The 23,292-nt window shown below is 67.6% G+C and carries 27 protein-coding genes; 17 read left to right on the plus strand and 10 right to left on the minus strand.

Translation table 11 applies throughout. From position 1 onward, the window contains the following. Positions 1–59: 59 nt before the first annotated feature. The 11 genes from AC2S9W_RS07085 (at position 60) to fghA (ending at position 9,940) form a co-directional block, all read left to right on the plus strand. The gene (locus AC2S9W_RS07085) at positions 60–686 is read left to right on the plus strand and encodes a UdgX family uracil-DNA binding protein (protein WP_067109225.1); all 627 of its coding nucleotides are present in this window, start codon (positions 60–62) and stop codon (positions 684–686) included. Between the two features lie 13 nt (positions 687–699). Next, positions 700–1,713, plus strand: coding sequence for a ligase-associated DNA damage response exonuclease (locus AC2S9W_RS07090; RefSeq protein WP_486571793.1), 1,014 nt, complete (start codon positions 700–702; stop codon positions 1,711–1,713). Then, positions 1,710–3,302 carry a cisplatin damage response ATP-dependent DNA ligase gene (locus AC2S9W_RS07095; RefSeq protein WP_076074127.1) on the plus strand — a complete coding sequence of 531 codons (1,593 nt, stop codon included), beginning with the start codon at positions 1,710–1,712 and terminating at the stop codon, positions 3,300–3,302. Before AC2S9W_RS07090 ends, AC2S9W_RS07095 begins: the two co-directional genes overlap by 4 nt. A gap of 98 nt (positions 3,303–3,400) precedes the next feature. Next, complete coding sequence (locus tag AC2S9W_RS07100; RefSeq protein WP_104959336.1) at positions 3,401–4,018, plus strand: superoxide dismutase; 618 nt, start codon at positions 3,401–3,403, stop codon at positions 4,016–4,018. 116 nt (positions 4,019–4,134) lie between these two features. Then, positions 4,135–5,514, plus strand: a complete 1,380-nt coding sequence (locus AC2S9W_RS07105) for an L-serine ammonia-lyase (RefSeq protein ID WP_076074130.1) — start codon at positions 4,135–4,137, stop codon at positions 5,512–5,514. 53 nt (positions 5,515–5,567) lie between these two features. Further along, on the plus strand, positions 5,568–5,837 hold the full coding sequence (locus AC2S9W_RS07110; RefSeq protein ID WP_082797089.1) for a hypothetical protein: 270 nt from the start codon (positions 5,568–5,570) through the stop codon (positions 5,835–5,837). Between the two features lie 209 nt (positions 5,838–6,046). Then, positions 6,047–7,159, plus strand: a complete 1,113-nt coding sequence (locus AC2S9W_RS07115) for an S-(hydroxymethyl)glutathione dehydrogenase/class III alcohol dehydrogenase (protein ID WP_486571794.1) — start codon at positions 6,047–6,049, stop codon at positions 7,157–7,159. 136 nt (positions 7,160–7,295) lie between these two features. After that, positions 7,296–8,156: a formyltetrahydrofolate deformylase gene (purU, locus tag AC2S9W_RS07120; protein ID WP_104959338.1), complete on the plus strand. Its 861-nt coding sequence runs from the start codon at positions 7,296–7,298 to the stop codon at positions 8,154–8,156. 49 nt (positions 8,157–8,205) lie between these two features. Continuing rightward, the gene (locus tag AC2S9W_RS07125; RefSeq protein ID WP_076074133.1) at positions 8,206–8,583 is read left to right on the plus strand and encodes a VOC family protein; all 378 of its coding nucleotides are present in this window, start codon (positions 8,206–8,208) and stop codon (positions 8,581–8,583) included. A gap of 8 nt (positions 8,584–8,591) precedes the next feature. Next, complete coding sequence (locus AC2S9W_RS07130; protein ID WP_076077569.1) at positions 8,592–9,095, plus strand: prolyl-tRNA synthetase associated domain-containing protein; 504 nt, start codon at positions 8,592–8,594, stop codon at positions 9,093–9,095. Further along, a complete protein-coding gene (gene fghA / locus AC2S9W_RS07135; protein ID WP_104959339.1) occupies positions 9,092–9,940 on the plus strand; it encodes an S-formylglutathione hydrolase in 849 nt (282 codons plus the stop codon). Before AC2S9W_RS07130 ends, fghA begins: the two co-directional genes overlap by 4 nt. A gap of 140 nt (positions 9,941–10,080) precedes the next feature. Here fghA and AC2S9W_RS07140 read toward each other — a convergent pair whose 3' ends face one another. The 5 genes from AC2S9W_RS07140 to AC2S9W_RS07160 all read right to left on the minus strand — a co-directional run bounded on the left by AC2S9W_RS07140 (position 10,081) and on the right by AC2S9W_RS07160 (position 14,911). Further along, positions 10,081–11,058: a quinone oxidoreductase family protein gene (locus tag AC2S9W_RS07140; RefSeq protein WP_076074137.1), complete on the minus strand. Its 978-nt coding sequence runs from the start codon at positions 11,056–11,058 to the stop codon at positions 10,081–10,083. 111 nt (positions 11,059–11,169) lie between these two features. After that, positions 11,170–12,927 (minus strand): DEAD/DEAH box helicase, encoded by a 1,758-nt coding sequence (locus tag AC2S9W_RS07145; protein ID WP_486571795.1) that lies wholly within the window; start codon positions 12,925–12,927, stop codon positions 11,170–11,172. 146 nt (positions 12,928–13,073) lie between these two features. Further along, complete coding sequence (locus tag AC2S9W_RS07150) at positions 13,074–14,252, minus strand: BaiN/RdsA family NAD(P)/FAD-dependent oxidoreductase (RefSeq protein ID WP_076074143.1); 1,179 nt, start codon at positions 14,250–14,252, stop codon at positions 13,074–13,076. Between the two features lie 6 nt (positions 14,253–14,258). Then, complete coding sequence (locus tag AC2S9W_RS07155) at positions 14,259–14,438, minus strand: hypothetical protein (protein WP_067109190.1); 180 nt, start codon at positions 14,436–14,438, stop codon at positions 14,259–14,261. Next, a complete protein-coding gene (locus AC2S9W_RS07160) occupies positions 14,435–14,911 on the minus strand; it encodes a GreA/GreB family elongation factor (RefSeq protein WP_067109187.1) in 477 nt (158 codons plus the stop codon). Before AC2S9W_RS07160 ends, AC2S9W_RS07155 begins: the two co-directional genes overlap by 4 nt. A gap of 131 nt (positions 14,912–15,042) precedes the next feature. On the opposite strand from AC2S9W_RS07160, the gene AC2S9W_RS07165 reads away from it, so the two are divergent. Beyond that, positions 15,043–15,807: a head GIN domain-containing protein gene (locus tag AC2S9W_RS07165; RefSeq protein ID WP_067109184.1), complete on the plus strand. Its 765-nt coding sequence runs from the start codon at positions 15,043–15,045 to the stop codon at positions 15,805–15,807. 44 nt (positions 15,808–15,851) lie between these two features. After that, entirely contained in the window at positions 15,852–16,562 is a 711-nt protein-coding gene (locus AC2S9W_RS07170) for a head GIN domain-containing protein (protein WP_486571796.1), read from the plus strand. Positions 16,563–16,680: 118 nt separating this feature from the next. Here the strand turns inward: AC2S9W_RS07170 and AC2S9W_RS07175 are convergent, their stop codons facing one another. After that, on the minus strand, positions 16,681–17,532 hold the full coding sequence (locus tag AC2S9W_RS07175; RefSeq protein ID WP_486571797.1) for a LytR/AlgR family response regulator transcription factor: 852 nt from the start codon (positions 17,530–17,532) through the stop codon (positions 16,681–16,683). An 89-nt stretch (positions 17,533–17,621) separates the two neighbouring features. Between AC2S9W_RS07175 and AC2S9W_RS07180 the strand changes: the two genes are divergently transcribed. Genes AC2S9W_RS07180 through AC2S9W_RS07195 form a run of 4 tightly spaced genes read left to right on the plus strand, consistent with a single transcriptional unit; the run spans position 17,622 to position 20,779 of the window. Next, entirely contained in the window at positions 17,622–18,755 is a 1,134-nt protein-coding gene (locus AC2S9W_RS07180) for an acyltransferase family protein (RefSeq protein ID WP_486571798.1), read from the plus strand. A gap of 58 nt (positions 18,756–18,813) precedes the next feature. Next, entirely contained in the window at positions 18,814–19,170 is a 357-nt protein-coding gene (locus tag AC2S9W_RS07185) for a hypothetical protein (protein WP_076074155.1), read from the plus strand. Next, a complete protein-coding gene (locus AC2S9W_RS07190) occupies positions 19,167–20,252 on the plus strand; it encodes an alpha/beta fold hydrolase (RefSeq protein ID WP_076074158.1) in 1,086 nt (361 codons plus the stop codon). The genes AC2S9W_RS07185 and AC2S9W_RS07190 overlap by 4 nt, the downstream gene beginning before the upstream one ends. Next, on the plus strand, positions 20,249–20,779 hold the full coding sequence (locus AC2S9W_RS07195; RefSeq protein ID WP_067109165.1) for a GNAT family N-acetyltransferase: 531 nt from the start codon (positions 20,249–20,251) through the stop codon (positions 20,777–20,779). Before AC2S9W_RS07190 ends, AC2S9W_RS07195 begins: the two co-directional genes overlap by 4 nt. 22 nt (positions 20,780–20,801) lie before the next feature. On the opposite strand, the gene AC2S9W_RS07200 is transcribed toward AC2S9W_RS07195, so the two are convergent. Genes AC2S9W_RS07200 through ispG form a run of 4 tightly spaced genes read right to left on the minus strand, consistent with a single transcriptional unit; the run spans position 20,802 to position 23,135 of the window. Continuing rightward, a complete protein-coding gene (locus AC2S9W_RS07200) occupies positions 20,802–21,281 on the minus strand; it encodes a GNAT family N-acetyltransferase (protein ID WP_067109162.1) in 480 nt (159 codons plus the stop codon). A gap of 3 nt (positions 21,282–21,284) precedes the next feature. Next, a complete protein-coding gene (locus AC2S9W_RS07205) occupies positions 21,285–21,671 on the minus strand; it encodes a type II toxin-antitoxin system VapC family toxin (protein ID WP_067109159.1) in 387 nt (128 codons plus the stop codon). After that, on the minus strand, positions 21,668–21,928 hold the full coding sequence (locus AC2S9W_RS07210) for an AbrB/MazE/SpoVT family DNA-binding domain-containing protein (protein WP_067109155.1): 261 nt from the start codon (positions 21,926–21,928) through the stop codon (positions 21,668–21,670). Before AC2S9W_RS07210 ends, AC2S9W_RS07205 begins: the two co-directional genes overlap by 4 nt. A 55-nt stretch (positions 21,929–21,983) precedes the next feature. Beyond that, a complete protein-coding gene (ispG, locus tag AC2S9W_RS07215; RefSeq protein ID WP_067109151.1) occupies positions 21,984–23,135 on the minus strand; it encodes a flavodoxin-dependent (E)-4-hydroxy-3-methylbut-2-enyl-diphosphate synthase in 1,152 nt (383 codons plus the stop codon). Between the last annotated feature and the right edge of the window lie 157 nt (positions 23,136–23,292).

The following is a 23,292-nucleotide window of genomic DNA, read 5'->3' on the forward strand; positions in this document are numbered from 1 at the left end:
GAACGGAAGCGGGCGGCGGCCGTTTCGGGAACGACCCGAACGGAAACGGAACGACCCGCGTGCCCGAAGATCAGCCATCCGCCGATGCCTCCGACGCTCCCGCAACGCTATCCGCGCTGGCGGCGGCGGTCGATCGCTGCACGCGCTGCCCACTCTATCGCCACGCGACGCAGGGCGTGGCGGGCGAGGGGCCAAAGAGCGCGCGCATCATGCTGATCGGCGAACAGCCGGGCGATCAGGAGGACCGGCAGGGCCGGCCGTTCGTCGGCCCGGCGGGACGGCTTCTCGACGCCGCGCTGGACGAGGCCGGGCTCGACCGCCGGCGGCTTTTCCTCACCAATGCGGTCAAGCATTTCAAGTTCACGCCGCGCGGCAAGCGGCGGCTGCACCAGACCCCGACCACCGGAGAGGTCGACATCTGCCGCTGGTGGCTCGACAGGGAGCGCGCATTGGTGCAGCCCGATCTCATCGTCACGCTGGGCGCCACCGCGCTGCGCGGGGTGACGGGAAAGAGCGCGAGCATCCGGTCGATGCGCGGGCACGCGGTGGAACTGGAAGGAGGCGCAAGACTGGTCGCGACGGTCCATCCGTCCTTCCTGCTTCGCATGCCCGATCGCGAGCGCGCGGCGCAGGAGCGCGCCGCCTTCGTCGCCGACCTCGTCCGGGCGCGGACGCTGCTGGCGTGACGGGGGTGGTCTGATGGCGCGCACGGCGGCCTGGCTCGAACCGCATCCGCATGGCCTCTACGTGCGGCCGGCCGATCTGTGGATCGACCCGTCGCGCCCGGTCGAGCGCGCAGCGGTGACGCACGGCCATGCCGACCATGCGCGCAGCGGCCATCACGCGGTTTTCGCGACGCCGGAGACGCTGGCGATCATGGCGCTGCGCTATGGCGTCGATACCGCGGCGAGCCGCAATGCCGCCTTCGCCTACGGCGACGGGTTCGAACGCGGCGGGGTGCGCTTTTCCTTCCACCCCGCCGGCCATGTCCTCGGCAGCGCGCAGATCGCGATGGAATATCGCGGCGAGCGGATTGTCGTCACCGGCGATTACAAGCGCCGCGCCGACCCGACCTGTGCGCCGTTCGAAATCGTCCCCTGCGATATCTTCATCACCGAGGCGACCTTCGGCCTCCCGGTGTTCCGCCATCCGCCGACCGACGGAGAAATTGCGAAGCTGCTCGCTGCGGTGCGCGCCGAGCCTGACCGCTGCGTGCTCGTCGGCGCCTATGCGCTGGGCAAGGCGCAGCGCGTGATCGCCGAACTGCGCCGCGCGGGATGGGATGCGCCGATCTTCATCCACGGCGCGCTCGAACGCATGTGCGCGCTCTACGCCGACCATGGCGTCGCGCTCGGCGAGCTGCGGCTGGTCGGCAAGACCGCGAAGGCGGAAATGGCGGGGCAGGTCGTGCTCGCGCCGCCCTCCGCCCTGCACGACCGCTGGTCGCGGCGGCTGCCCGATCCGATCACCGCGATGGCCTCGGGCTGGATGCGGGTGCGCCAGCGCGCGCGGGCGCGCATGGTCGAACTGCCGCTCGTTATCTCCGACCATGCCGACTGGGATGAACTCACCGCGACGATCGCCGAGGTCGAACCGCGCGAAAGCTGGATCACCCACGGCAGCGAAGAAGGGCTGCTGCGCTGGTGCGAGCTGACGCAGCGCCGGGCGCGCGCGCTGCATCTCGTCGGGCGCGATCTGGAGGAAGAGGCGTGAAGCGCTTCGCGGCCCTGATCGACCGGCTGGTCTACACGCGTTCGCGCAACAGCAAGCTGGCGCTGATCGTCGATTATCTTCGGCACACGCCTGATCCCGATCGCGGCTGGGCGCTCGCGGCGCTGACCGACGCGCTCGATTTCCCGGCGGTGAAGGCGGGGACGGTCCGAGCGCTGCTCGCGACGCGGATCGATGAGGAGTTGTTCCGCCTGTCGCGCCATTTCGTCGGCGACACGGCGGAGACCGCGGCGCTGCTGTGGCCGGACGGTTCAGGGAAAAAGGGCGATATCAGCGTTTCCGCCGCCGTCGACGCCTTGTCCGCCGCGACGCGCAGCGATGCGCCCGCGGTCCTTGCTTCACTGCTCGACCGGCTCGACGCCGACGGCCGCTATGCGCTGCTCAAGCTGGCGCTCGGCGGGATGCGGGTCGGGGTGTCGGCGCGACTCGCGAAGCAGGCCTTCGCGCAGGCGTTCGATGTGCCGGTCGATGACGTCGAGGAATTGTGGCACGCGATCCCGCCGCCCTATGCGCCGCTCTTCGCGTGGGGCGAGGGGCGCGCTGCCCGGCCCGACCTCGCCGACGTCGCCTTCTTTCGCCCCTTCATGCTCGCGCACCCGCTGGGCGAGGACGAGGCGATCGATTTCGCCGCCTTTGCCGCCGAATGGAAATGGGACGGTATCCGCGTCCAGATCGCGCGCGGCGGCAGCGCGGGCGGTGGCGAGACGCGCCTCTACAGCCGCGGCGGCGAGGATATCGGCGCCGCCTTTCCGGAACTGCTCGCCGCCTTCGACCAAGATGCGGTGATCGACGGCGAACTGCTGGTACGCGGCGAGGCGCAGGGCGGGGTCGAGGGCGGCGCCGCCAGCTTCAACGCGCTCCAGCAGCGGCTCGGGCGCAAGACGGTGACGAAACGGATGCTCGCCGACTATCCCGCCTTCGTGCGCGTCTACGACCTGCTCGGCGTTGACGGCAACGACCTGCGCCTGCTGCCGTGGACCGAGCGGCGGCGGCAGCTGGAAGCGTTCGTGCCGCGGCTCGCGATCAGCCATTTCGACCTGTCGCAGGTCATCGAGGCGCGTGATTTCGCGCATCTGGCGGAACTGCGCGCGGGCGCGCGCGACGCGGCGATCGAGGGGGTGATGCTCAAGCGGCGCGATGCGCCTTATGTTGCCGGTCGCCGCGCCGGGCTGTGGTACAAGTGGAAGCGCGATCCGCTAACCGCCGACTGCGTGATGATGTATGCGCAGCGCGGCAACGGGCGGCGCGCCAGCTTCTATTCGGACTACACTTTCGGGTGCTGGTCCGACGCGGGCGAGTTGCTGCCCGTCGGCAAGGCCTATTCGGGCTTCACCGACCAGGAGCTGAAATGGCTCGACCAGTTCGTGCGCGACCACACCACCGATCGCTTCGGCCCGGTGCGCGAGGTCGAAAAGACGCTGGTGCTGGAGGTCGCCTTCGATTCGATCCATCCGTCGAAGCGGCACAAGTCGGGGCTCGCGATGCGCTTCCCGCGCATCGCCCGCATCCGGCGCGACAAACCGGCGGAAGAGGCCGACCGCATCGCGACACTGAAGGCGATGACGACATGACTGGCCGGGCAGGAAAATTTGCCTTCGCAGGGTTGTAAGCGCTAAGCGCGATACCGAGTTAGAAACCCTATCCGTTCAAGCAAAAAATGGAGACTGCCATGACGATCGCCTTCCCGCCCCTGCCCTATGCGCAGGATGCCCTCGCGCCGCATATCTCGGCCGACACGCTCGCGACGCATCATGGCAAGCATCACAAGACTTATGTCGATAAGGTCAACGCCGCGATCGAGGGCACCGACCTTGCGGACAAGAGCCTCGAGGACATCGTTCGCCACGCCGAAAGTACCGGCAACAAGGGGCTGTTCAACAACTCTGCCCAATCTTGGAACCACGCGTTCTACTGGAACAGCCTGGCTCCGGTAAAGACCGCGCCGGCGGGCGATCTCGCCGCAGCGATTGATCGCGATTTCGGCTCGCTCGACGAACTTAAGCAGAAACTCAAGGACACCGCGGTCAACCACTTCGCCTCGGGCTGGGCCTGGCTCGTCGCCAAGGACGGCAAGCTGTCGGTCACCGACACGCACGACGCGGGGACCGAGGCAACCGGCGGCGCCAAGCCGCTGCTCGTCATCGACGTGTGGGAGCATGCCTATTACATCGACCGCAAGAACGTCCGCCCCGATTATGTGAACGCGGTGGTCGACGAGCTGCTCAACTGGGATTTCGCGGCCGAGAATCTGGCGCGCGACGGCGCCTGGACCTACCCAGCGGCGTGACGAAGGCCCGTCGTCCGGTAAGCGCCGGATGACGACGGGCGATACGGGGCGCGGACCGGCGGCGACCGGTCCGCGCACCCCTATCGTCCCCGCGGGGCTTGGCCTATAGCGCCGCCATGACGATCAGCCTTTTCGAACTGTTCAAGATCGGCGTCGGTCCGTCGAGTTCGCACACCGTCGGGCCGATGGTCGCGGGCCGCCGCTTCGGCGAGTGGCTCGATGCGCATGGCCTGCTGGACCGCACGGCGCATGTCGAGGCCGACCTCTATGGCTCGCTGGCGCTGACCGGCAAGGGACACGCCTCCGATACCGCGCTCGTCGCGGGCCTGGCGGGGGAGGTGCCCGCGACGACCGACCTTGCCGCGATCCAGGCGCACTGGGCGCGCGCCGAGTGCGAAGGCCGTCTCGACCTGCTCGGGCGGGTTCCGGTGCGCTTCGAACCGAAGCGCGACCTGCATTTCCAGATGCGCCAGCGCCAACCCTTCCACACCAACGCGCTCAGCTTCACCGCGCGCGACGCGGACGGCGAGATACTGGCGAAGCGCATGTATTTCTCGATCGGCGGCGGCTTCGTCGTCGACGAGGAAGAGGCGGGACGCAACAGCCGCGGTGCCGAGGACGAGGTCGAGCTGCCCTTTCCCTTCACCTCGGGCGCCGACCTGATGGCGATGGGCGCGGCGTCGGGGAAGAGCTTCGCCGCGATGATGCTCGACAACGAACTCGTGCACCGCGACGCGGAGCAGGTGGAAGCGGGGCTCGACGCGATCGCGGCGGCGATGGATGCATCGATCGACGCGGGCTGCGCGAGCACCGGCATCCTGCCCGGCGGCCTCAAGGTCCGGCGCCGCGCGCCGCAGATCGCCGCCGACATCCGCGAGCGGCACGAAGCGAACCTGTCCGAACCGCTCGCGATGATGGACTGGATCAACCTGTGGGCGATGGCGGTGAACGAGGAGAATGCCGCCGGCGGCCGCGTCGTCACCGCGCCGACCAACGGCGCCGCGGGGATCATCCCGGCGGTGATCCGCTATTACCGGCGCGGCTGCCGCGGCGATGCGGCGGGGGTGCGGACCTTCCTGCTGACGGCGGGGGCCATCGGCGCGCTCTACAAGCGCAACGCCAGCATCTCGGGCGCGGAGGTCGGCTGCCAGGGAGAGGTCGGCGTCGCCTGCTCGATGGCGGCGGCGGGGCTGACCGCCGCGCTCGGCGGCACCAACGCGCAGATCGAGAACGCCGCCGAGATCGGCATGGAGCACAACCTCGGTCTCACCTGCGATCCGATCGGCGGCCTCGTCCAGATCCCCTGCATCGAGCGCAACGCGATGGGCGCCATCAAGGCCATCGACGCCAGCCGCATCGCGATGATCGGCGACGGCACCCATGTCGTCAGCCTCGACACGGTGATCGCGACGATGCTGCAAACCGGCCGCGACATGCGCGACAAATACAAGGAAACGTCGAAGGGCGGGCTGGCAGTCAGCGTGGTGGAGTGTTGAGCGACCTATAATCACCAATTGCGGAAGTAGATTCGCAGGTTAAGGTGATTGTTATGACAATCGAACTCATGCTCGTTTTTGGTATGGTTGCCGGGCTTGCTGTTGGGTTGGCGTTCGCGCGACCAAGAGTTGGCTGTTCGATCTTGTTAATTATCCCTGTCGCGATGTTGTTTTACGTAGCATGGTGGCAAAGCGGGCATCCAGCAGATCTCCGCTCAACAAGCGGGCTGGATTATCTTTTCGGTCCGCTTTGGCCAAGCCTTGGTGCATTGGTTGGATATTATTTCGGTAAGTGGTTGAAGGCACTTACTCAAAAGCTGTAGCTGCTCGTTCTTTAAGCTACGTCAATCCGCTTCGGCCCCGGCAATTCCCCGCGCAGCATGTGCATCTTCGGCTGCAGGTGGCGGCGCCGCGGACAGATGACTCTTTCTGCAGGCAGGGTGGGGGCGACTCGAATCGCCTGACGGTCCGCCGGACGCTTGCATTGCGTCGGTGATTGCGTGATGGGGACCTGCGAGAAGGAGACCGCCCCATGAAAACCCGCGCCGCCGTCGCGTTCGAAGCGAAGAAACCGCTCGAAATCGTCGAACTCGACCTCGAAGGCCCGAAGGCGGGCGAGGTGCTGGTGGAGATCATGGCGACGGGCATCTGCCATACCGACGCCTATACGCTCGACGGTTTCGACAGCGAGGGCATCTTTCCGTCGGTGCTCGGCCACGAAGGCGCGGGCATCGTGCGAGAGGTCGGCGCGGGCGTGACGTCGGTGAAGCCCGGCGACCATGTGATTCCGCTCTACACCCCCGAATGCCGCCAGTGCAAAAGCTGTCTTTCGGGCAAGACCAACCTGTGCACCGCGATCCGCGCGACGCAGGGCAAGGGGCTGATGCCCGACGGCACGACGCGCTTTTCCTACAAGGGGCAGCCGATCTTCCATTATATGGGCTGCTCGACCTTCTCCAACTTCACCGTGCTGCCCGAGATCGCGGTCGCGAAGATTCGCGAGGATGCGCCGTTCCAGACGAGCTGCTACATCGGCTGCGGCGTCACCACCGGCGTCGGCGCGGTCGTCAACACCGCGAAGGTGCAGGCGGGCGAGAATGTCGTCGTCTTCGGTCTCGGCGGCATCGGGCTCAACGTGATCCAGGGTGCAAAGATGGTCGGTGCCGACAAGATCATCGGCATCGACATCAACCCCGATCGCGAGGAATGGGGCCGCAAGTTCGGCATGACGCACTTCATCAACTCGAAGGGCCTTTCGCGCGACGAGACGGTGGCGAAGGTCGTCGAGGCCACCGACGGCGGCGCCGACTACAGCTTCGACGCCACCGGCAATACCGAGGTGATGCGCACCGCGCTCGAATGCTGCCACCGCGGCTGGGGCGAGAGCATCGTCATCGGCGTCGCCGAGGCGGGCAAGGAAATCGCGACACGCCCGTTCCAGCTCGTCACCGGCCGCGTGTGGAAGGGCACGGCCTTCGGCGGCGCCAGGGGCCGCACCGACGTGCCGAAGATCGTTGACTGGTACATGAACGGCAAGATCGCGATCGATCCGATGATCACCCACGTCCTGACGCTGGAGGAGATCAACAAGGGCTTCGACCTGATGCACGCGGGCGAAAGCATCCGCAGCGTCGTGGTGTATTAAAGCACCAGGGGCAGCAAAAAAACTGTTGTGTCCCCGCGAAGGCGGGGACCCATGCCCATCGGTGCGATCCGATACCACCGGAGATGGGTCCCCGCCTTCGCGGGGACACACGGAATTGAGGAAGGGGAGCGATACAGTGACCGGACCCTATGTCCTGACCTTCAGTTGCAACGATGCCGTCGGCATCGTCGCGGCCGTGACGGGGTTGCTCGCCGAAGCCGACGGCTTCATCCTCGACAGCCAGCAATATGCCAATCTCGAATCGGGGCGCTTCTTCATGCGGGTCGCGTTCCGCGCCGCGGGACCCCGCTTTCCCGAAGGGCTCGCCGCAGTGCAGGCGGCGTTCGCGCCGATCGTCGAACGCTTCGCGATGGATGCGCGCATTCGCGACGCGGCGCAAAAGCCGCGCTTCGTCATCGCCGTATCGCAGGGCAGCCACTGCCTCAACGACCTGCTCCACCGCTGGTCGACGGGGAATCTGGCGATCGACGTCGTCGGGGTCGTGTCGAATCACGAGCATCTGCGGCGGCTTTCCGAATGGCATGGCGTGCCCTTTCATCATCTGTCCGTCAGCGACGCCAACCGCGCCGAACAGGAGGCCGCGATCCTCGACGTCATGGCGCGCGGCAAGGCCGATTATCTGGTGCTCGCGCGCTATATGCAGGTGTTGTCGACCGACCTGTCGGCGCGGCTCATCGGCCGCTGCATCAATATCCATCACAGCTTCCTGCCGGGTTTCAAGGGCGCGCGGCCCTATCACCGCGCGCACGAGCGCGGGGTGAAGCTGATCGGCGCGACCGCGCATTTCGTGACCGGCGACCTCGACGAAGGCCCGATCATCGAACAGGCGGTCGAGCGTGTCGATCATCGCCATTCGGTCGACGACCTGATCCGCACCGGCCGCGATATCGAGGCGCAGGTGCTCGCGCGCGCGGTGCGCTGGGTCGCCGAACAGCGCGTGCTGATCGATGGGTGCAAGACGGTGGTCTTCCGCTAGGCAACGCTATAGGTATCGATTCGCAACCAGAATCAGGAGGAGCGGACATATGTACAGCCACAATATGGTCGGGTCGAACGACCTCGATGCATCGCGGAAATTCTATGATGCGACCTTCCAGGCGATCGGCGGCAAGCCGGGGATCCAGGACGACAAGGGGCGCCTGATCTATATGCACAACGGCGGTCTGTTCCTGGTGACGGCGCCGATCGACGGGCAGCCGGCGACCGCGGGCAACGGCTGCACCATCGGTATCGCGATGGCCAATCCCGAACAGGCCGACGCGTGGCATCGCGCCGGGGTCGAAGCGGGCGGCACCGCGATCGAAGACCCGCCGGGCGTGCGCGAAGGCAATGGCATGAAGATGTATCTCGCCTATCTGCGCGATCCGTCGGGCAACAAGCTCTGCGCCCTGCACCGGATGTGAGGACGGTCGTGCGCGGCGAAGCGGGATTGCTGGCGGATCTGGATGCGCTCGCGATTCCCTTTGCCGCGCACGAACATGTCGCGGTGTTCACCGTCGCCGAGAGCGAGAAGGTCAGCGCCGCGATCCCCGGTGCGCACAGCAAGAACCTGTTCCTCAAGGATGCCGGCGGCGCCTTCTGGCTCGTCACCGTGCCGGCCGCGGCGCGCGTCGACCTGAAGGCGTTGCCCGATGCGATCGGCTGCAAGCGCGTGAGCTTCGGCAAGCCGGAGGATATGGAGCGGCTGCTCGGCATCCAGCCGGGATCGGTGACGCCGCTCGCCGCGATCAACGCGCCGCCGGGCAGCATCGCCGTCGTGCTCGATGCGGGCCTGGCCGCCGCGAGCCGCGTCAACGTCCATCCGCTGCGCAATACCGCGACGCTGGGGCTCGCCGGGGCGGCGATCCTCGACCTTCTGCGCCATTGGGGGCATGATCCGCTGGTGGCGCCCATTCCCGTTCAGGCCATCGCATGACCATCGAAACCCTTTCGACGACCCGCAGCCATGGCGGCACGCAAAGCGTCTGCCGCCATGCGAGCGACACGACCGCGACCGACATGAGCTTCGCGATCTTTGTGCCCGACCATGCGGAAGGCGCGAAACTGCCGGTGCTCTGGTATCTGTCGGGGCTGACCTGCACCCATGCCAATGTGATGGAGAAGGGCGAGTATCGCGCCGCCTGCGCGGCGCACGGCATCATCTTCGTCGCGCCCGACACCTCGCCGCGGGGGGAGGGCGTTCCCGGCGACCCCGATGCAGCCTGGGATTTCGGCCTCGGCGCGGGCTTCTATGTCGACGCGACCGTCGAACCATGGGCGAAGAACTACCGGATGCGCTCCTATATCGAGGACGAACTGCCCTCGCTGCTGCTGCGCCATTTCCCGATGGCCGACATGACGCGGCAGGGGATCAGCGGCCATTCGATGGGCGGCCATGGCGCGCTGACCGTGGCGCTGCGCACCCCCGACCGTTTCCGCTCGGTCTCGGCCTTCGCGCCGATCGTCGCGCCGACGCAGTGCCCATGGGGCGAAAAGGCGCTGGGCGGCTATCTGGGCCCCGACCGCGCGCTATGGACCGCCTATGATGCCTGCGCGCTGATCGACGGCGGCGCCCGGCTGCCCGACCTGCTGGTCGACCAGGGCGATGCGGACACATTCCTCGCCGAGCAGTTGAAGACGCCGCTTCTCGAAGAGGCGTGCCGAAAGGCCGGGCAGAAGGCGACGATCCGCATGCAGCCGGGTTACGATCACAGCTATTATTTCATCTCGACCTTCATGGCCGAGCATGTCGCATGGCATGCGGAGCGGTTGAAGGAGTAGGATTTAGGCGTAGGCTTTCCCCCCCCTCCCGCAAGCGGGAGGGGCAGCGAGGCTTGCGAACTTGTTCGCTAGCCGCAGCGGGGTGGGCTGGTCGCACCGTTGCTGCCCACCCCGACCCCTCCCGCAAGCGGGAGGGGAGATTATGGAATCAGCAAGCTGGATCCGGTCGTCCGCCCCGCTTCCAGATCGGCATGCGCGCGCGCCGCGTCCTGCAACCCATAGCGCTGGCCGACGGTAATCGCGACCGCCCCGCTTTCGATCATCTCGAACACGCGCGCGGCGCCCGCCGCGCGTTCGCCGGGGTCGAGATAATAGTCGAACAGCGTCGGCCGCGTGACGAACTGCGATCCATGCTGCGCGAGGACGCCCAGATTGACCCCGGTCACCGGTCCGCCGGCATTGCCGTAGCTGACGATCAACCCGCGCCGTGCGGTCGCCTTCAGCGACACGGTCCATGTCGCCATGCCGATGCCGTCGAAGGTCACGGGGACGCCCTGGCCGTCGGTGATCTCGCGAACATGCGCGGCGACATCGTCCTGCTTGTAGCGGATGACATGGTCGGCGCCGGCGTCGCGGGCCGTCTGCGCCTTGGCTTCGGTGCTGACGGTGCCGATCACCGTCGCGCCGACCGCCTTCAGCCATTGGACGAGGATCAGACCGACGCCGCCCGCCGCGGCATGGACCAGCACCGGCCAGCCCGCCTCGATCTTCGCGCAGCGCTCGACCAGCGCCTCGACGGTGCAGGCCTTGAGCAGCGCGGCGGCGGCGGTGTCGTCGTCGATGCCGGCCGGCAGTTTCATCAGCGATGCGGCGGGAACGATCCGCGCGCTCGCATAGGCGCCCCGCTGCGGGCCGAAGGTCGCGACGCGGTCGCCGGGCTGCAGGCCGTGGACGTCGAGGCCGGTCGCGACCACCTCGCCCGCCGCTTCGACGCCCAGTCCGCCGGGAAGCTCGATCGGATAGGTGCCGTCGCGATGATAGGTGTCGATATAGTTGAGCCCGATGGCGGTTTGGCGCACCAGCACCTGTCCGGCAGCGGGCGCGCCGAGCGTCACCTCGCGCCACTGGATAACCTCGGGACCGCCCTGCTCCGCGATGAACGCCTCGATTGCCTGCATGGCTGCTCTCCTGCTGGTCCGCTTCATCTGGAGCGAGCGGACAGGCAGCGCAAGGGTCGATGCGATCTAGGGTCCTGACCCTAAGCCCTCCTCTTCCGAGGAGGGGGTGAGTCAGCGGGGCGCGCGCGGCTTGCCCTTGCCGAAGGGCTTGGCCTTGAACCCGCCGGGCTTGCCATGGGGCTTGCGCGGCCCGTCCTTGCGCGGACCCCCTTCGCGTCGCGGCGGCCAGGTCGCGCCGCCGGGCGCCGGCGTGATCGCGACGCCATTGTCGTCTTCGCCATCCTTGTTGGCGCTGCGCTCGACCGCCTCGGCGAAGCGGTCGGCGATGGCGAGCGGAATGTTGAACAGCGTTTCGTTCGGGCCGATGCGGATCGCGCCGATTTCGTGCTTGGTGACATGGCCGCGGCGGCAGAGCAGCGGCAATATCCAGCGTGGGTCGGCATTGTGGCGGCGACCGATGTTGAGCCGGAACCAGACGCTGTCGTCGAAACCGTCGCGGTGCCCGCCGCGCTCGCGCGGTTCGCGTTCGGCGCGTTCGCCCCGCTCGCGGCGCGGCGGCGGGCCGTTGTCGATCAGTTCCTCGGGCAGCGGCATGGTGGCGCGGTGCGCGCGGACAAGCGCGGCGGCGATGTCCTCCGGCGCGCGCTCGGCGAGCAGGCGGCGGCCGAGCTCGATATCCTCCTCGTCATGCTCGATGGGGGCGAGCAGCGCCTCGATCAGCCGTTCGCGGTCGCGTGCCCGTACGTCGTCGGCGGTCGGGGCGCCGGTCCATTCGGCGTCGATCCGGGCGCCGCGCAGCATGGCGTCGACACGGCGGCGGCGCGGATAGGGCACGATCAGCACCGCCGTCCCCTTCTTCCCCGCGCGCCCGGTGCGACCCGAACGGTGCTGGAGCGTTTCGGCATCGCGCGGGATTTCGACATGGACGACCAGGCTCAGGCTGGGCAGATCGATGCCGCGCGCCGCGACGTCGGTCGCGACGCACACCCGGGCCCGGCGGTCGCGCAGCGCCTGCAGCGCCTGGTTGCGCTCGTTCTGGCTATGCTCGCCCGACAGCGCGACGGCGGCGAAGCCGCGGTTGACCAGCCGCGCGTGCAGGCGGCGGACATTGTCGCGCGTGGCGCAGAACAGCATCGCGGTTTCGGCGTCGTGAAGGCGCAGCAGGTTGATCACCGCGCTTTCGATATCGGCGGGCGCGACGGTCACGACCTGATAGGCGATATCGCCGTGGCCGCGATCCTCGCCGACCGTCGAGATGCGAAGTGCATCGCGCTGATAGCGTTTGGCGAGCTGGGCGATCGGCTTGGGGATCGTCGCCGAGAACAGCAGCGTGCGCCGCGTTTCGGGCGTCGCGTCGAGGATTTCCTCCAGATCCTCGCGAAAGCCCATGTCGAGCATTTCGTCGGCCTCGTCGAGCACCGCGACGCGCAACGCGGCGAGGTCGAGCACGCCGCGCTCGAGATGGTCGCGCAATCGGCCGGGCGTTCCGACGACGATGTGCACGCCCTGATTCAGCGCCCGGCGCTCGCGGCTCGCGTCCATCCCCCCGACGCAGGTCGCGATGCGCGCGCCGGTGGCGGCATAGAGCCAGCCCAGTTCGCGGCTGACCTGCAGGGCCAGTTCGCGCGTCGGCGCGACGATCAGCGCAAGCGGTGCCGAGGCGAAGGGAAGGCGGCCGTCCGCCAGCAGTTCGTCGGCCATCGCAAGACCGAAGGCGACCGTCTTGCCCGAACCCGTCTGCGCCGAAACGAGCAGGTCGCGGCCGTGGGCCCCGGCCTCGATGACCTGCGATTGCACCGGGGTCAGCGTCTGATAATCGCGCGCGCCGAGAGCGTCCGCGAGGGCGGGGGGAAGATGATCGAAGGCCATATTTCTCTTCTTTTCCGTAACGGGCCGCGCCGCCGATTCTTTAATTCGTCATACCGGACCCGATCCGGCATCCATTCGCCCCTTGCCACGAAGCGCTGAAGGGACCCCGGATCAAATCCGGGGTGACGAAGGGACGCAAGCTTTTCCTAAAGCGCCTGGCCCGCTGCGTATCCGCTGGCCCACGCCCATTGAAAATTATAGCCGCCCAGCCACCCGGTGACATCCACGGCTTCGCCGACCGCATAGAGCCCCGGAACGCTTTTGGCCATCATTGTTTGCGACGACAGCCCGGCGGTCGCGATGCCGCCCACGGTGACCTCTGCCTTGGCGAAACCCTCGGTGCCGTTGGGTTGGAAGGCCCAGCGCTTCAGGCGCGTCTCGGCCTCTACGAGCTTGCGGTCGGTCTGCGCTCCCAGTTCGCCGGGTAGCGCAAGACGGTCGGCGAGCGTCTGGGCGAGCCGGGCGGGGAGCAGGGGCGCGAGGGTCGAGGCCAGCGTCGCCCGCGGCCGCGCGCGCTTCGCCTCGACCAGCCAGCCCGGCGCGGCATCGGGCAGGAAGTCGATCGTCACCGGATCGCCGCGCTGCCAATAGCTGCTGACCTGGAGGATCGCGGGCCCCGACAGGCCGCGATGGGTGAACAGCGCCGCTTCGCGGAAAGCCGCCTTGCCCGCGCGCGCCTCGACCGGTGCCGCGACACCCGACAGCTCGCGGAACAGCAGATCGTCGCCGCCGAGCGTCAGCGGGACGAGCGCGGGACGCGGCTCGACGACCTTCAGGCCGAAGCGCCGCGCGAGGTCGTAGGCGAAGCCTGTCGCGCCCATCTTCGGAATCGACGGACCCCCCGTTGCGACGACCAGCGCCGGGGCGGTGAAGCGCCGCTCGCCGAAGGTCACCGCGAACCCTTCCGCGCCGTGCGCGACCTCGCGGACCGGCTGGCCGTGCAATATGGTGACGCCGCCCTTCGCCGCCTCTTCCATCAGCATCGCGACGATCTGCTTCGCCGATCCGTCGCAGAACAGCTGGCCGAGCGTCTTTTCGTGCCACGCGATGCCATGTGCTTCGACCAGCGCCAGGAAATCGGCGGGGGTGTAGCGGGCGAGCGCCGATTTGGCGAAATGGGGGTTCGCCGAAATATAGCGGTCGGGGGCCGTGTGAATATTGGTGAAGTTGCAGCGCCCGCCGCCGGAGATCAGGATCTTCTTTCCGATCGCGTCGGCATGATCGAGCAGCAGCACCCGCCGTCCGCGTTGCCCGGCGACCGCCGCACACATCAGCCCGGCCGCGCCGGCGCCCAGCACGATGGCATCATAAGGGGCAGCGGTCATCCGCGGTCAGCGCAGCTTTGCGATCGACAGCCCGTCCTGCTTGGCGCGCGCCTTCACCGACTCCTCGCTGCGCGTCAGCGCCCTGGCGATCGCCTTCAGCGCCATGCCCTTCCTTGCAAGCGTATGCAGCTTGTCGATTTCCGCCGCCGTCCATGGCTGCTTGTGGCGTTCGAACTTGTCCTTCATGCCTGCGCCTCGGGGTTGGGAGCGGCGGCCAGGACCGTGATCGCGTCTTCGCGTCCCTGGAATTCGACCATATCCTCGACCTCGGCGCCGAGCAGCGCGCGGCCGAGCGGGGCGGTGAAGGCGATGCGCCCGACGGTCGGGTCCGCCTCGTCATGGCCGACGATCGTCACTTCGCGGTCGGCGCCGTTCAGCCGGTAGCGCACCCGGCTGCCGATACCGACCGACCCTTCCGCGGGCGGTTCCTGCACCTCGGCGGTCGCCTTGCGCGTGCCGAGATAGCGGAGCTGGCGTTGCAGCTTTGCCTTCGCTTCGGCATCCGTTTCCGCCTCGATCGCCGCGTCGAGCGCCGCCACGCCTTCGCCGAGCAGGCGCAACCCGCGCGGCGTCACCAGATTCGGTCCCGGCGGAATCGGCCATTCGAAGGTCGGTTCCTTATGTTCGTCGTCGCTCTCGCGCCGAAAGGCTACGCTCATCGTCCATACTCTCGGGGAAGGGAAGCCATCCCTTTGCACCGCGAAGGTGGCGACAAGATGGCGCGGCGCCGGTCGCGCTGGACAGTCCCTCCTTCGTGTATTATAGCCATAACACACGAAGGAGATATGCGATGCGCAACTGGACGATGGCCTTCCTCCCGCTGGCGCTGGCGATGACCGCGACGGGCTGCAGCGGCGCCGATCGCGGCGACCGCAGCGAGACGCGCGGCGATGCCGACCGCGCCGCCGATGCGGGACCGAAAACGACGCAGAATTTCACCCTTACCGGATTCACCGGCGTCAAGGTCGCAGGCCCTGACGACGTCACGATCCGTCAGGGCGACAATTTTTCGATCGCAGCCAGGGGACCGCAGGCGGAGATCGACGAACTCGATATCACGCTCGACGGAGCGCTGCTGTCGATCGGCCGCAAGCGCGAGGGCTTCAGTCTCGGCGGCGGCCGCCATCGCGGCGTCGAGATCGCGATCACCATGCCGAAACTCGACACCGTGCGGCTGACCGGGTCGGGTTCGATCGACGCCGACGCGGTCGCGGGCGACAAGGTCGAGGCGGTGCTGACCGGGTCGGGCGACCTCAAGATCGCGAAGCTTACCGGCAAGCGCGCCGACATCACCTTGTCGGGGTCGGGCGATATCGATATCGACAATGGCACGATCGACGCGGGCGACATCAGCGTGACCGGATCGGGCGACGTCGATGCCGACGGGCTGGTCGCGACGACGCTGGCCGTCTCGGTCACGGGGTCGGGCAATGTCGAGACGCAGGCGACCGGCAAGGCCGACGTCCGCGTCCTCGGTTCGGGCGACGTGACGCTGACCGGCGGCGCGACCTGTTCGACGCGCAAGATGGGATCGGGCACCGTCACCTGCAGGTGACGCGCCCGCTGGCGCGGCCCGCGCGGAACGGTTAAGGCGGCGGTATGACCAGCGCCTCGCGATGGGCCGCGTTTGCGGCTGCCGCCATCCTCTTCGCCGGACCCGCGGCAAGCGCGGAGAAGCGCTTCGGCCTCACCAGTTTCGAGGCGATAGAGGTCGATGCCGATTTCATCGTCGAGGTGACGACGCGGGCGCCGGTCGGCGCGGTCGCGATCGGGACGCCCGAAGCGCTCGATCGCGTCAGCCTCGAAACGCGTGACGGGCGTCTGGTGATCGGCGAGCGCCGGTTCGCGGGCGACGATCGCCGGTCGAAGCCGCAGGCGCCGGTGACGATCCGCGTCAATGCCGTCAATTTGCGCTCGGCCATGCTCGGCGGAGCGGGCGCGCTGCACATCGACCGGCTGAAGGGAACGCGCGTGAGCATCGGCCTGCGCGGTCCCGGCGAGATCCGGGTGGGCGAGGTGGTCGGCGACCGGCTGTCGGTCGCGATGATCGGCAACGGCGCGATGACGCTCGCGGGTTCGGTCAAACAGGCGCAGGCGACGCTGTCGGGGGCCGGCAGCCTCGACGCCGGGGCGCTGGTGGCGGGCGAATGGACCAGCGACAGCGAGGGGGCGGGGGACCATGTCCTGCGGGCCGAAAAATCCGCGACGATCACGGCACGCGGGATCGGGCGGACCGTCGTGCTTGGCCGGCCGACCTGCACGGTGCGCAATATCGGCAGCGGTTCCGTCACCTGCGGGCAGGCGCGATAGAGTGTTTTCAAGTCAGGTGGAATCACCTGACGACTCGGAAAACACGGTAAAACAAGAATCGAGAGTGCCGGTTTTGATTCCATCAAAACCGAACCCACTTTAGGCGCAGCGACCGCGTTCAGCTTTCGATGCGGGGGCGGTATCGGCGGCTGCCGCGCAGCACTTCGCCGTCCGCCAGTTCGATGTCGAAATCGCCGCTCCTGTGGGTGACGACGCGGCGCACCGCGTCCTTGCGGACGAGGCGGCTCCGGTGGATGCGCACGAAGCCGGCGCCGGCCAATTCGGCCTCGACCGCACTCAGCGTCGCGCGATGGAGCAGGCGGCGCCCGCGCCATGCGATCTCGACATAATTGCCCGCGGCGGCGACATGGTCGATCTCGGCGACCGGCAGGCGGTGCGCGACCGATCCATCGCTCACGGTCAGCGTCCGCGATGCTTCGACCGGCGTGGACGGCGCGGCGTGGCGCGCGATCAGCCACTGCATCAGAAAGATGAGCAGGATCAGTTCGGCATAGGTCGCCGCGTCCTTGCGCAGTTCATAGAGGATCGGCGATCCGTCGGGCGATTCGAACGAATAGCTGCTACCGGCAAGCCACCAGACGACCATGCGCAGCCCCACCATCAGCGCGATATGGGCGAGCGAAACGGGCAGGGCGAGCGCGGCATGGATCGCGATCGTCGCGATCCAGCCGAAGCGCGGCGGACGGATGAAGCGGACGCCGAACCAGCAGAGCAGGATCATCATCGTCCAGGCGACGAGGCTGGTGCCCTCATAGGCCCAGGCCGTCGATGCCGGCACGTCGCGGCCGAAGGCATGGCGCTCGGCGAGATAGGAATAGACGTTCGAGGTGATGCGGATGAGGCCATAGGCGAAAAGCGCGCCGACGAGCAGGATCGTCAGCCGGCGCGGGCTGATGCGATTCGTCCCGGCTCCGCCGCCGTTGGTCCCAGGCGCTGTTCCTTCGGTCACGCTCCCTCCGCCGCTGGTCCCGCGCCGGTCGCGGCTCTGTCCGGCCCTGACGTAGCCGTCCTCGCGAAACCGGGCAAAGGAGATTCGGCGTGGCCGGAGCGACACGGCATCTTGGCATGGACTGGCTGCGGATCGGGGCGTTCGCGCTGCTGATCCTCTATCATATCGGCATGGTCTTCGTGCCATGGGGTTGGCACGTCAAGAGCGAGCCGACGATCGATTGGGTCGCGATTCCCATGCTTGCCACCAACGGCTGGCGGCTGCCGCTGCTGTTCCTCGTTTCGGGATATGCCAGCGCGGCGCTGCTGGTGAAGCTTGGCGGGGCGGGGGACTTTGCACGGGCACGGAGCGCGCGACTGCTGATCCCGCTCGCGTTCGGCATCCTCGTCGTCATACCGCCGCAGCCGTGGATCGAACTGGCGGGACAGCATGGCTATGCCCACGGCCTGCTTCATTTCTGGCTGCACGATTATTTTCGCTTCGGAACGCTGGACGGAATCGTCCTGCCGACGTGGCAGCATCTGTGGTTCGTCGTCTATCTGTGGGTCTATACGATGCTCGCCGCCCTGTTGTTTGCCATCGTGCCTTCCCGGCGATGGGTGCGGGTCGCCGATGGCGCGGCTCGGCGGCTCGGCGGGTGGAATGTCCTGCTGCTGCCGATGGCCGGCTGGCTCCTTGTCTACGCCGCCTTTCCGGGCCATCGCGAAACCCACGCGCTCGTCGATGACGGGCCGATGCATCTCCATTACCTGATCGCGTTCGCGGTCGGGTGGCTGCTTCGCACGCGTCCGGTCCTGTTCGACGCGGTCGTCTGTTGTCGGACCGGAGCGGCGATACTGGCCGTCTTCGCCTTCGTACCGATCGTCTGGATCGCATGCGCGTGGCCGGAGGGCGGGCCCGCATGGGCGGACATGGTGTTCCATGGCGCGCGGCAGGTGCAGGGTTGGGCCGCGATCGTCGCGCTGGTCGGCATCGCGGACCGCTGGTGGAACCGCGACCATCGCTGGCGCGCGCCGCTCGCCGAGGCGGTCTTTCCCTTCTACATCATCCATCAGACGATCATCGTCGTCGCGGGCTGGTATCTGATCCGGGCCGGTGTCGCGGCGCTCCCGCTCTTCATGCTGCTGGTCGCGACGACCGTCGCCGGCTGCTGGGCCTTCTATCTCGGCGGGCGGCGCGTCGGCTGGCTGCGGCCCCTGATCGGACTGCAGCGCGGCGCGTGACAGCGGCGCGATCTTGTGCAACCTTCTTCTCCGAAACATGACGGGAAGAAGGTGAAGCATGGCGACCAAGGGACCGCAGGACTTCATGGATGCCTATCGCGACATGCTGGGCAATTGGGAAAAGATGGCGAACGAGTTCGGCGCCAAGTTCCTCCAGCAGAAAGAGGCGGCGCAGGCGATGAACGGCCTGAACAACGCCAAGGTCGCGATGCAGGCGCAGATGAAGGACGGCATGCTGAAGGCGCTCGACGCGATCCAGATGCCGAGCAAGGCCGATATCGAGGATCTGGGCGCGCGGATCGGCGCGATCGAGGCGGCGGTGGCGCGCATCGAGACGCTGCTCGCAAGCGGCGGCCAGCCTGCCGACGGGACGCTGAAGCCCGCCCGGACGCGCAAGCCCGGTAAGACGAAATGACCGGCGGGGCCGCGGCGCAGGCCGACGCGGACCCCTTTGCCGCCGCGCGGCGCGAGTTCGAGCGCGCGATGCTGCGCAATATCAAGGGAGTCGAATATCTTGGCTCCCCCGCGCCGGTCGTGGGGAGCAGCGGCAAGGACGTGCTGATTTCGCGTGGCACCTTTCGCCTCTATCACTACCGCCCATTGGTCGACGAGATCTACCGCATGCCGCTGATGCTGGTGATGGCGCCGACCAACCGCGGCTATATCTTCGACATGGCGCCGGGGCAGAGCTTCGTCGAGTTCCTGCTGAAGGCGGGTTACGACGTCTTCATGGTCGACTGGGACGCCCCGCGTCCCGAGGAGAAAACGGTCGGGATCGCCGACTATGTGCTCGATTTCCTGCCGAGTGCGGTGCAGCGCGTCCGCGCGGTGACGGGCGAATCGGACGTCAGCGTCGTCGGCTATTGCGCCGGCGGGCTGTTGTCGCTGCTGTGGGCGGCAACCGCCGGGGCGGCGGGTCCGGCGAACCTCGTCACCTTCACGACGCCGGTCGACTTTCGCCATATGCCGCAGTTCCAGGCGTGGTCCGACAAGAGCTTCTTCGACGTCGACCGGCTGGTCGATACGGTCGGCAACGTGCCGAGCGACCTGATCATGACCAGTTTCGAGATGCTGCGCCCGGCGCAGCGGGTCGCGGGCAATATCCGGCTCTACGACAATCTGTGGGACGATGAATTCGTCAAGGCGCACCGGATGTTCGACCGCTGGGGCATGGATGCGCTGCCGCTTCCCGGCGAATATTTCCGCGACATGACCAAGAAGCTGATGTGGGACAATGCGCTGATGGCGGGGACGATGACGGTCGCGGGGCGGCCGGTCGACCTCGGCGCGATCGCCGCGCCCTATCTGCACATCACCGCGCAGCACGATCATATCGTGCCGCCGCCGGCATCGGCGCCGCTGATCGAGATGGTAGGTTCGCAGGAGAAGAACCAGGTGGAATTGAAGGGCGGGCATGTCAGCCTGATCGCCGGCGCCAATGCGGTGCGCCGCATGTGGCCGATGGTCGACGAATGGCTGGGCGAGAAAAGCGTATGAGCGAAGCGACGATCCGCGAACTGGAGCCCGGCGACGGCCCGGCCATCCTGCGCTTCGCCGCGGCGGTGCCCGCGCACGACCTGCTGTTCCTGGCACGCGACATCCGCAACGAGCGGGTCGTGTCGGCGTGGCTGGCGGCGGCGGCGGGCGACACGATGCCAAGCCTCGTCGCGACCGACGGGGAACAGGTGGTCGCGACGGCGGCGCTGCTCGCCGATCCGCTCGGCTGGTCGCCGCACGTCGCCGAGGTGCGGCTGCTCGTCGCGCCCGAATGGCGCGGACGCGGGTTGGGGCGGCAGCTTCTCGACCGCTGCATCGTGCTGGCCGGCGAGCGCGGCGCGGCCAAGCTGGTCGCCTACATGACCCCCGATCAGCGCGGTGCGATCACCCTGTTCGAGGAAGCGGGCTTTCGCGCCGAGGCGTTGCTGCGCGATCATGTCCGCGACGCCGACGGCGCGCTGCACGACCTGGTGCTGCTGTCGCTCGACCGCGGCCGCGCCGAGCGGATGGCCGAGGCCTATCGGTAGGGCGCCCGCGCCGACTCCGGCCTCACGCCGCCGCGAGTGCCGGGAGCGCGGCGCCGTCGACGCGCATCACCGTCCATTCGTCCATCATCCGCGCGCCGAGGCTTTCGTAAAAGCCGATGGCCGGTGCGTTCCAGTCGAGCACCGACCATTCGAGCCGTGCGCAGCCGCGCGCGACGCAAAGCTTTGCCAGATGCGCGAGCAGCGCCTTGCCGAGCCCCGCTCCGCGCGCCTCCGGGCGGACGAACAGGTCTTCGAGATAAAGGCCGGGCTTTCCTTCGAAAGTCGAGAAATTGTGGAAGAAAAGCGCAAAACCCTGCGGCTGTCCGTCGACTTCGCCGATCACCACCTCGGCATGCGGATGCGGGCCGAAGAGATGCTCGCCGAGCGTCGCTTCGTCGAAGCGCACTTCGTCGGCGAGCTTTTCATAATCGGCGAGCGCGCGGATGAGCGCGGCGATCAGCGGCAGGTCCGCGGGTTTTGCGGGACGGATCGAAAGGGTCATAGGTTACCGGATCGTGTCGATTTGAAGATCGGCGGCCGGGGCCGCGTCTGCCATGCGGCGGTCCGAGGTCAGAACCGGAACCCCGAGGCGCTGAGCCAATGCAAGGCAGGCGCGGTCGCCGAGCGACAGGCCGAACGGCTTCGTGAGCGGCCGCAGTGCGGCTGCACGTTCGGCCTGATCGGCGTCGAAATCATGGATATGAAGCTCCAGCCGTTCGATTTGCCGGCGCACTTGCCCGGTCCCGATTCCGCGTTCGGCCAGTTTGGCGATCGCTTCGCTCATGTTGACGGTCGACAGGTGGGCATCGGCGAGTTGATCCAGCACGATATTGCTGCCCGTCTCGTCCAGAAGAAGCGCGAGGATGGCCGATGCATCGAGGACGGTGGTCATGGCCGGCGATCTTCGGCCGCCGCCTCCGCTCGCCGATCGGCGATCAATTCGTCGACCAGCGATCCCTCATAGGGGCCGACCAGCCGCTTGATCTCCGCCTGCACCTCGCGCACCATCTGTGCATAGGTCTTGATCGTCAGGCTGCCGCCCATCCGCTCGATGACCAGTTGATCGCCGTCCTTCAATCCCAGTTCGCGGCGCAGTTCCGCGGGAATGACGATCTTGCCGCCCTTGATCAGCTTGGCATGATAGGACATGATGTGCTCCTTGGGTATATCAAGGTATCACGGGACCCAAATAGCAACAAGAGACCTACGCCGCCTTGCCGTGCAGCTTGTCCATGCTCACCGAGCTGCCCGCCTCGATCTCCGCCGCCTTCGCTTCGACGAGCTGGACGATGTGCGCGATCATGTCGGCGTCTTCGACATGGTGGTCGGTGACGCCCGACAGGTAGACCATATGTTTGCCGTGGCCGCCGCCGGTGATGCCGATGTCGGTCTCGCGCGCCTCTCCCGGCCCGTTGACGACGCAGCCGAGGACCGACAGCGACATCGGGGTCTTGATGTGCTGGAGCGCCTCTTCGAGCTTCTGCACGGTGCGGATGACGTCGAAGCCCTGCCGCGCGCAGCTGGGACAGGACACGACGCGCACGCCGCGGGTGCGCAGGCCCAGCGATTTCAGGATTTCATAGCCGACGCGCACCTCTTCCTCGGGTTCGGCCGACAGGCTGACGCGGATCGTGTCGCCGATGCCCGCCCACAGCAGGTTGCCGATCCCGAGCGCGCTTTTCACCGTGCCACCGATCAGCCCGCCCGCCTCGGTGATGCCGAGGTGCAGCGGACAGTCGACCGCTTCGGCAAGCTGCATATAGGATGCGACGGCAAGGAAGACGTCGCTTGCCTTCACCGCGACCTTATATTCGTGGAAATCATGGTCCTGGAGCAGCTTGATATGGTCGAGCGCGCTTTCGACGAGCGCCTCGGGGCAGGGCTCGCCATATTTTTCGAGCAGGTCCTTTTCCAGGCTGCCGGCGTTGACGCCGATGCGGATCGCGCAGCCGTTCGCCTTGGCGGCGCGCACGACCTCGCCGACGCGTTCCGACGATCCGATGTTGCCGGGGTTGATGCGCAGACACGCCGCGCCCGCGTCGGCGGCCTCGAGCGCGCGCTTGTAGTGGAAATGGATGTCGGCGACGATCGGGATGCGCGAGGCGCGGACGATCTGGCCCAGCGCCGCGGTCGAGTCGGTGTCGGGGCAGGACACGCGGATCAGGTCGGCGCCCGCCTCTTCGCAGCGGCGGATCTGGTCGATCGTCGCCACCGCGTCGCTGGTCAGCGTGTTGGTCATCGTCTGCACGGTGATCGGCGCGTCGCCCCCGACGGGGACGGTGCCGACCATGATCTGCCGACACGCGCGCCGCGCGATGTCGCGCCAGGGACGCAGGCCGGGATTATGATCGCTCATGGCTGTTGCTCGATAGTGAAGGGGCTGCCGCTCCTTAGCCCTCCGGCGCCCGCTTGGCAAAGGCTCGTGGAAGAGGACGGCGCTGTGACGCGAAAGACACAGCCGGGCGCGATCCGCGACCGGCGCGGCCGGTTGCACCTTGTGCCGCGCCGGAAAA

Source organism: Sphingopyxis sp. 550B, from assembly GCF_057401805.1.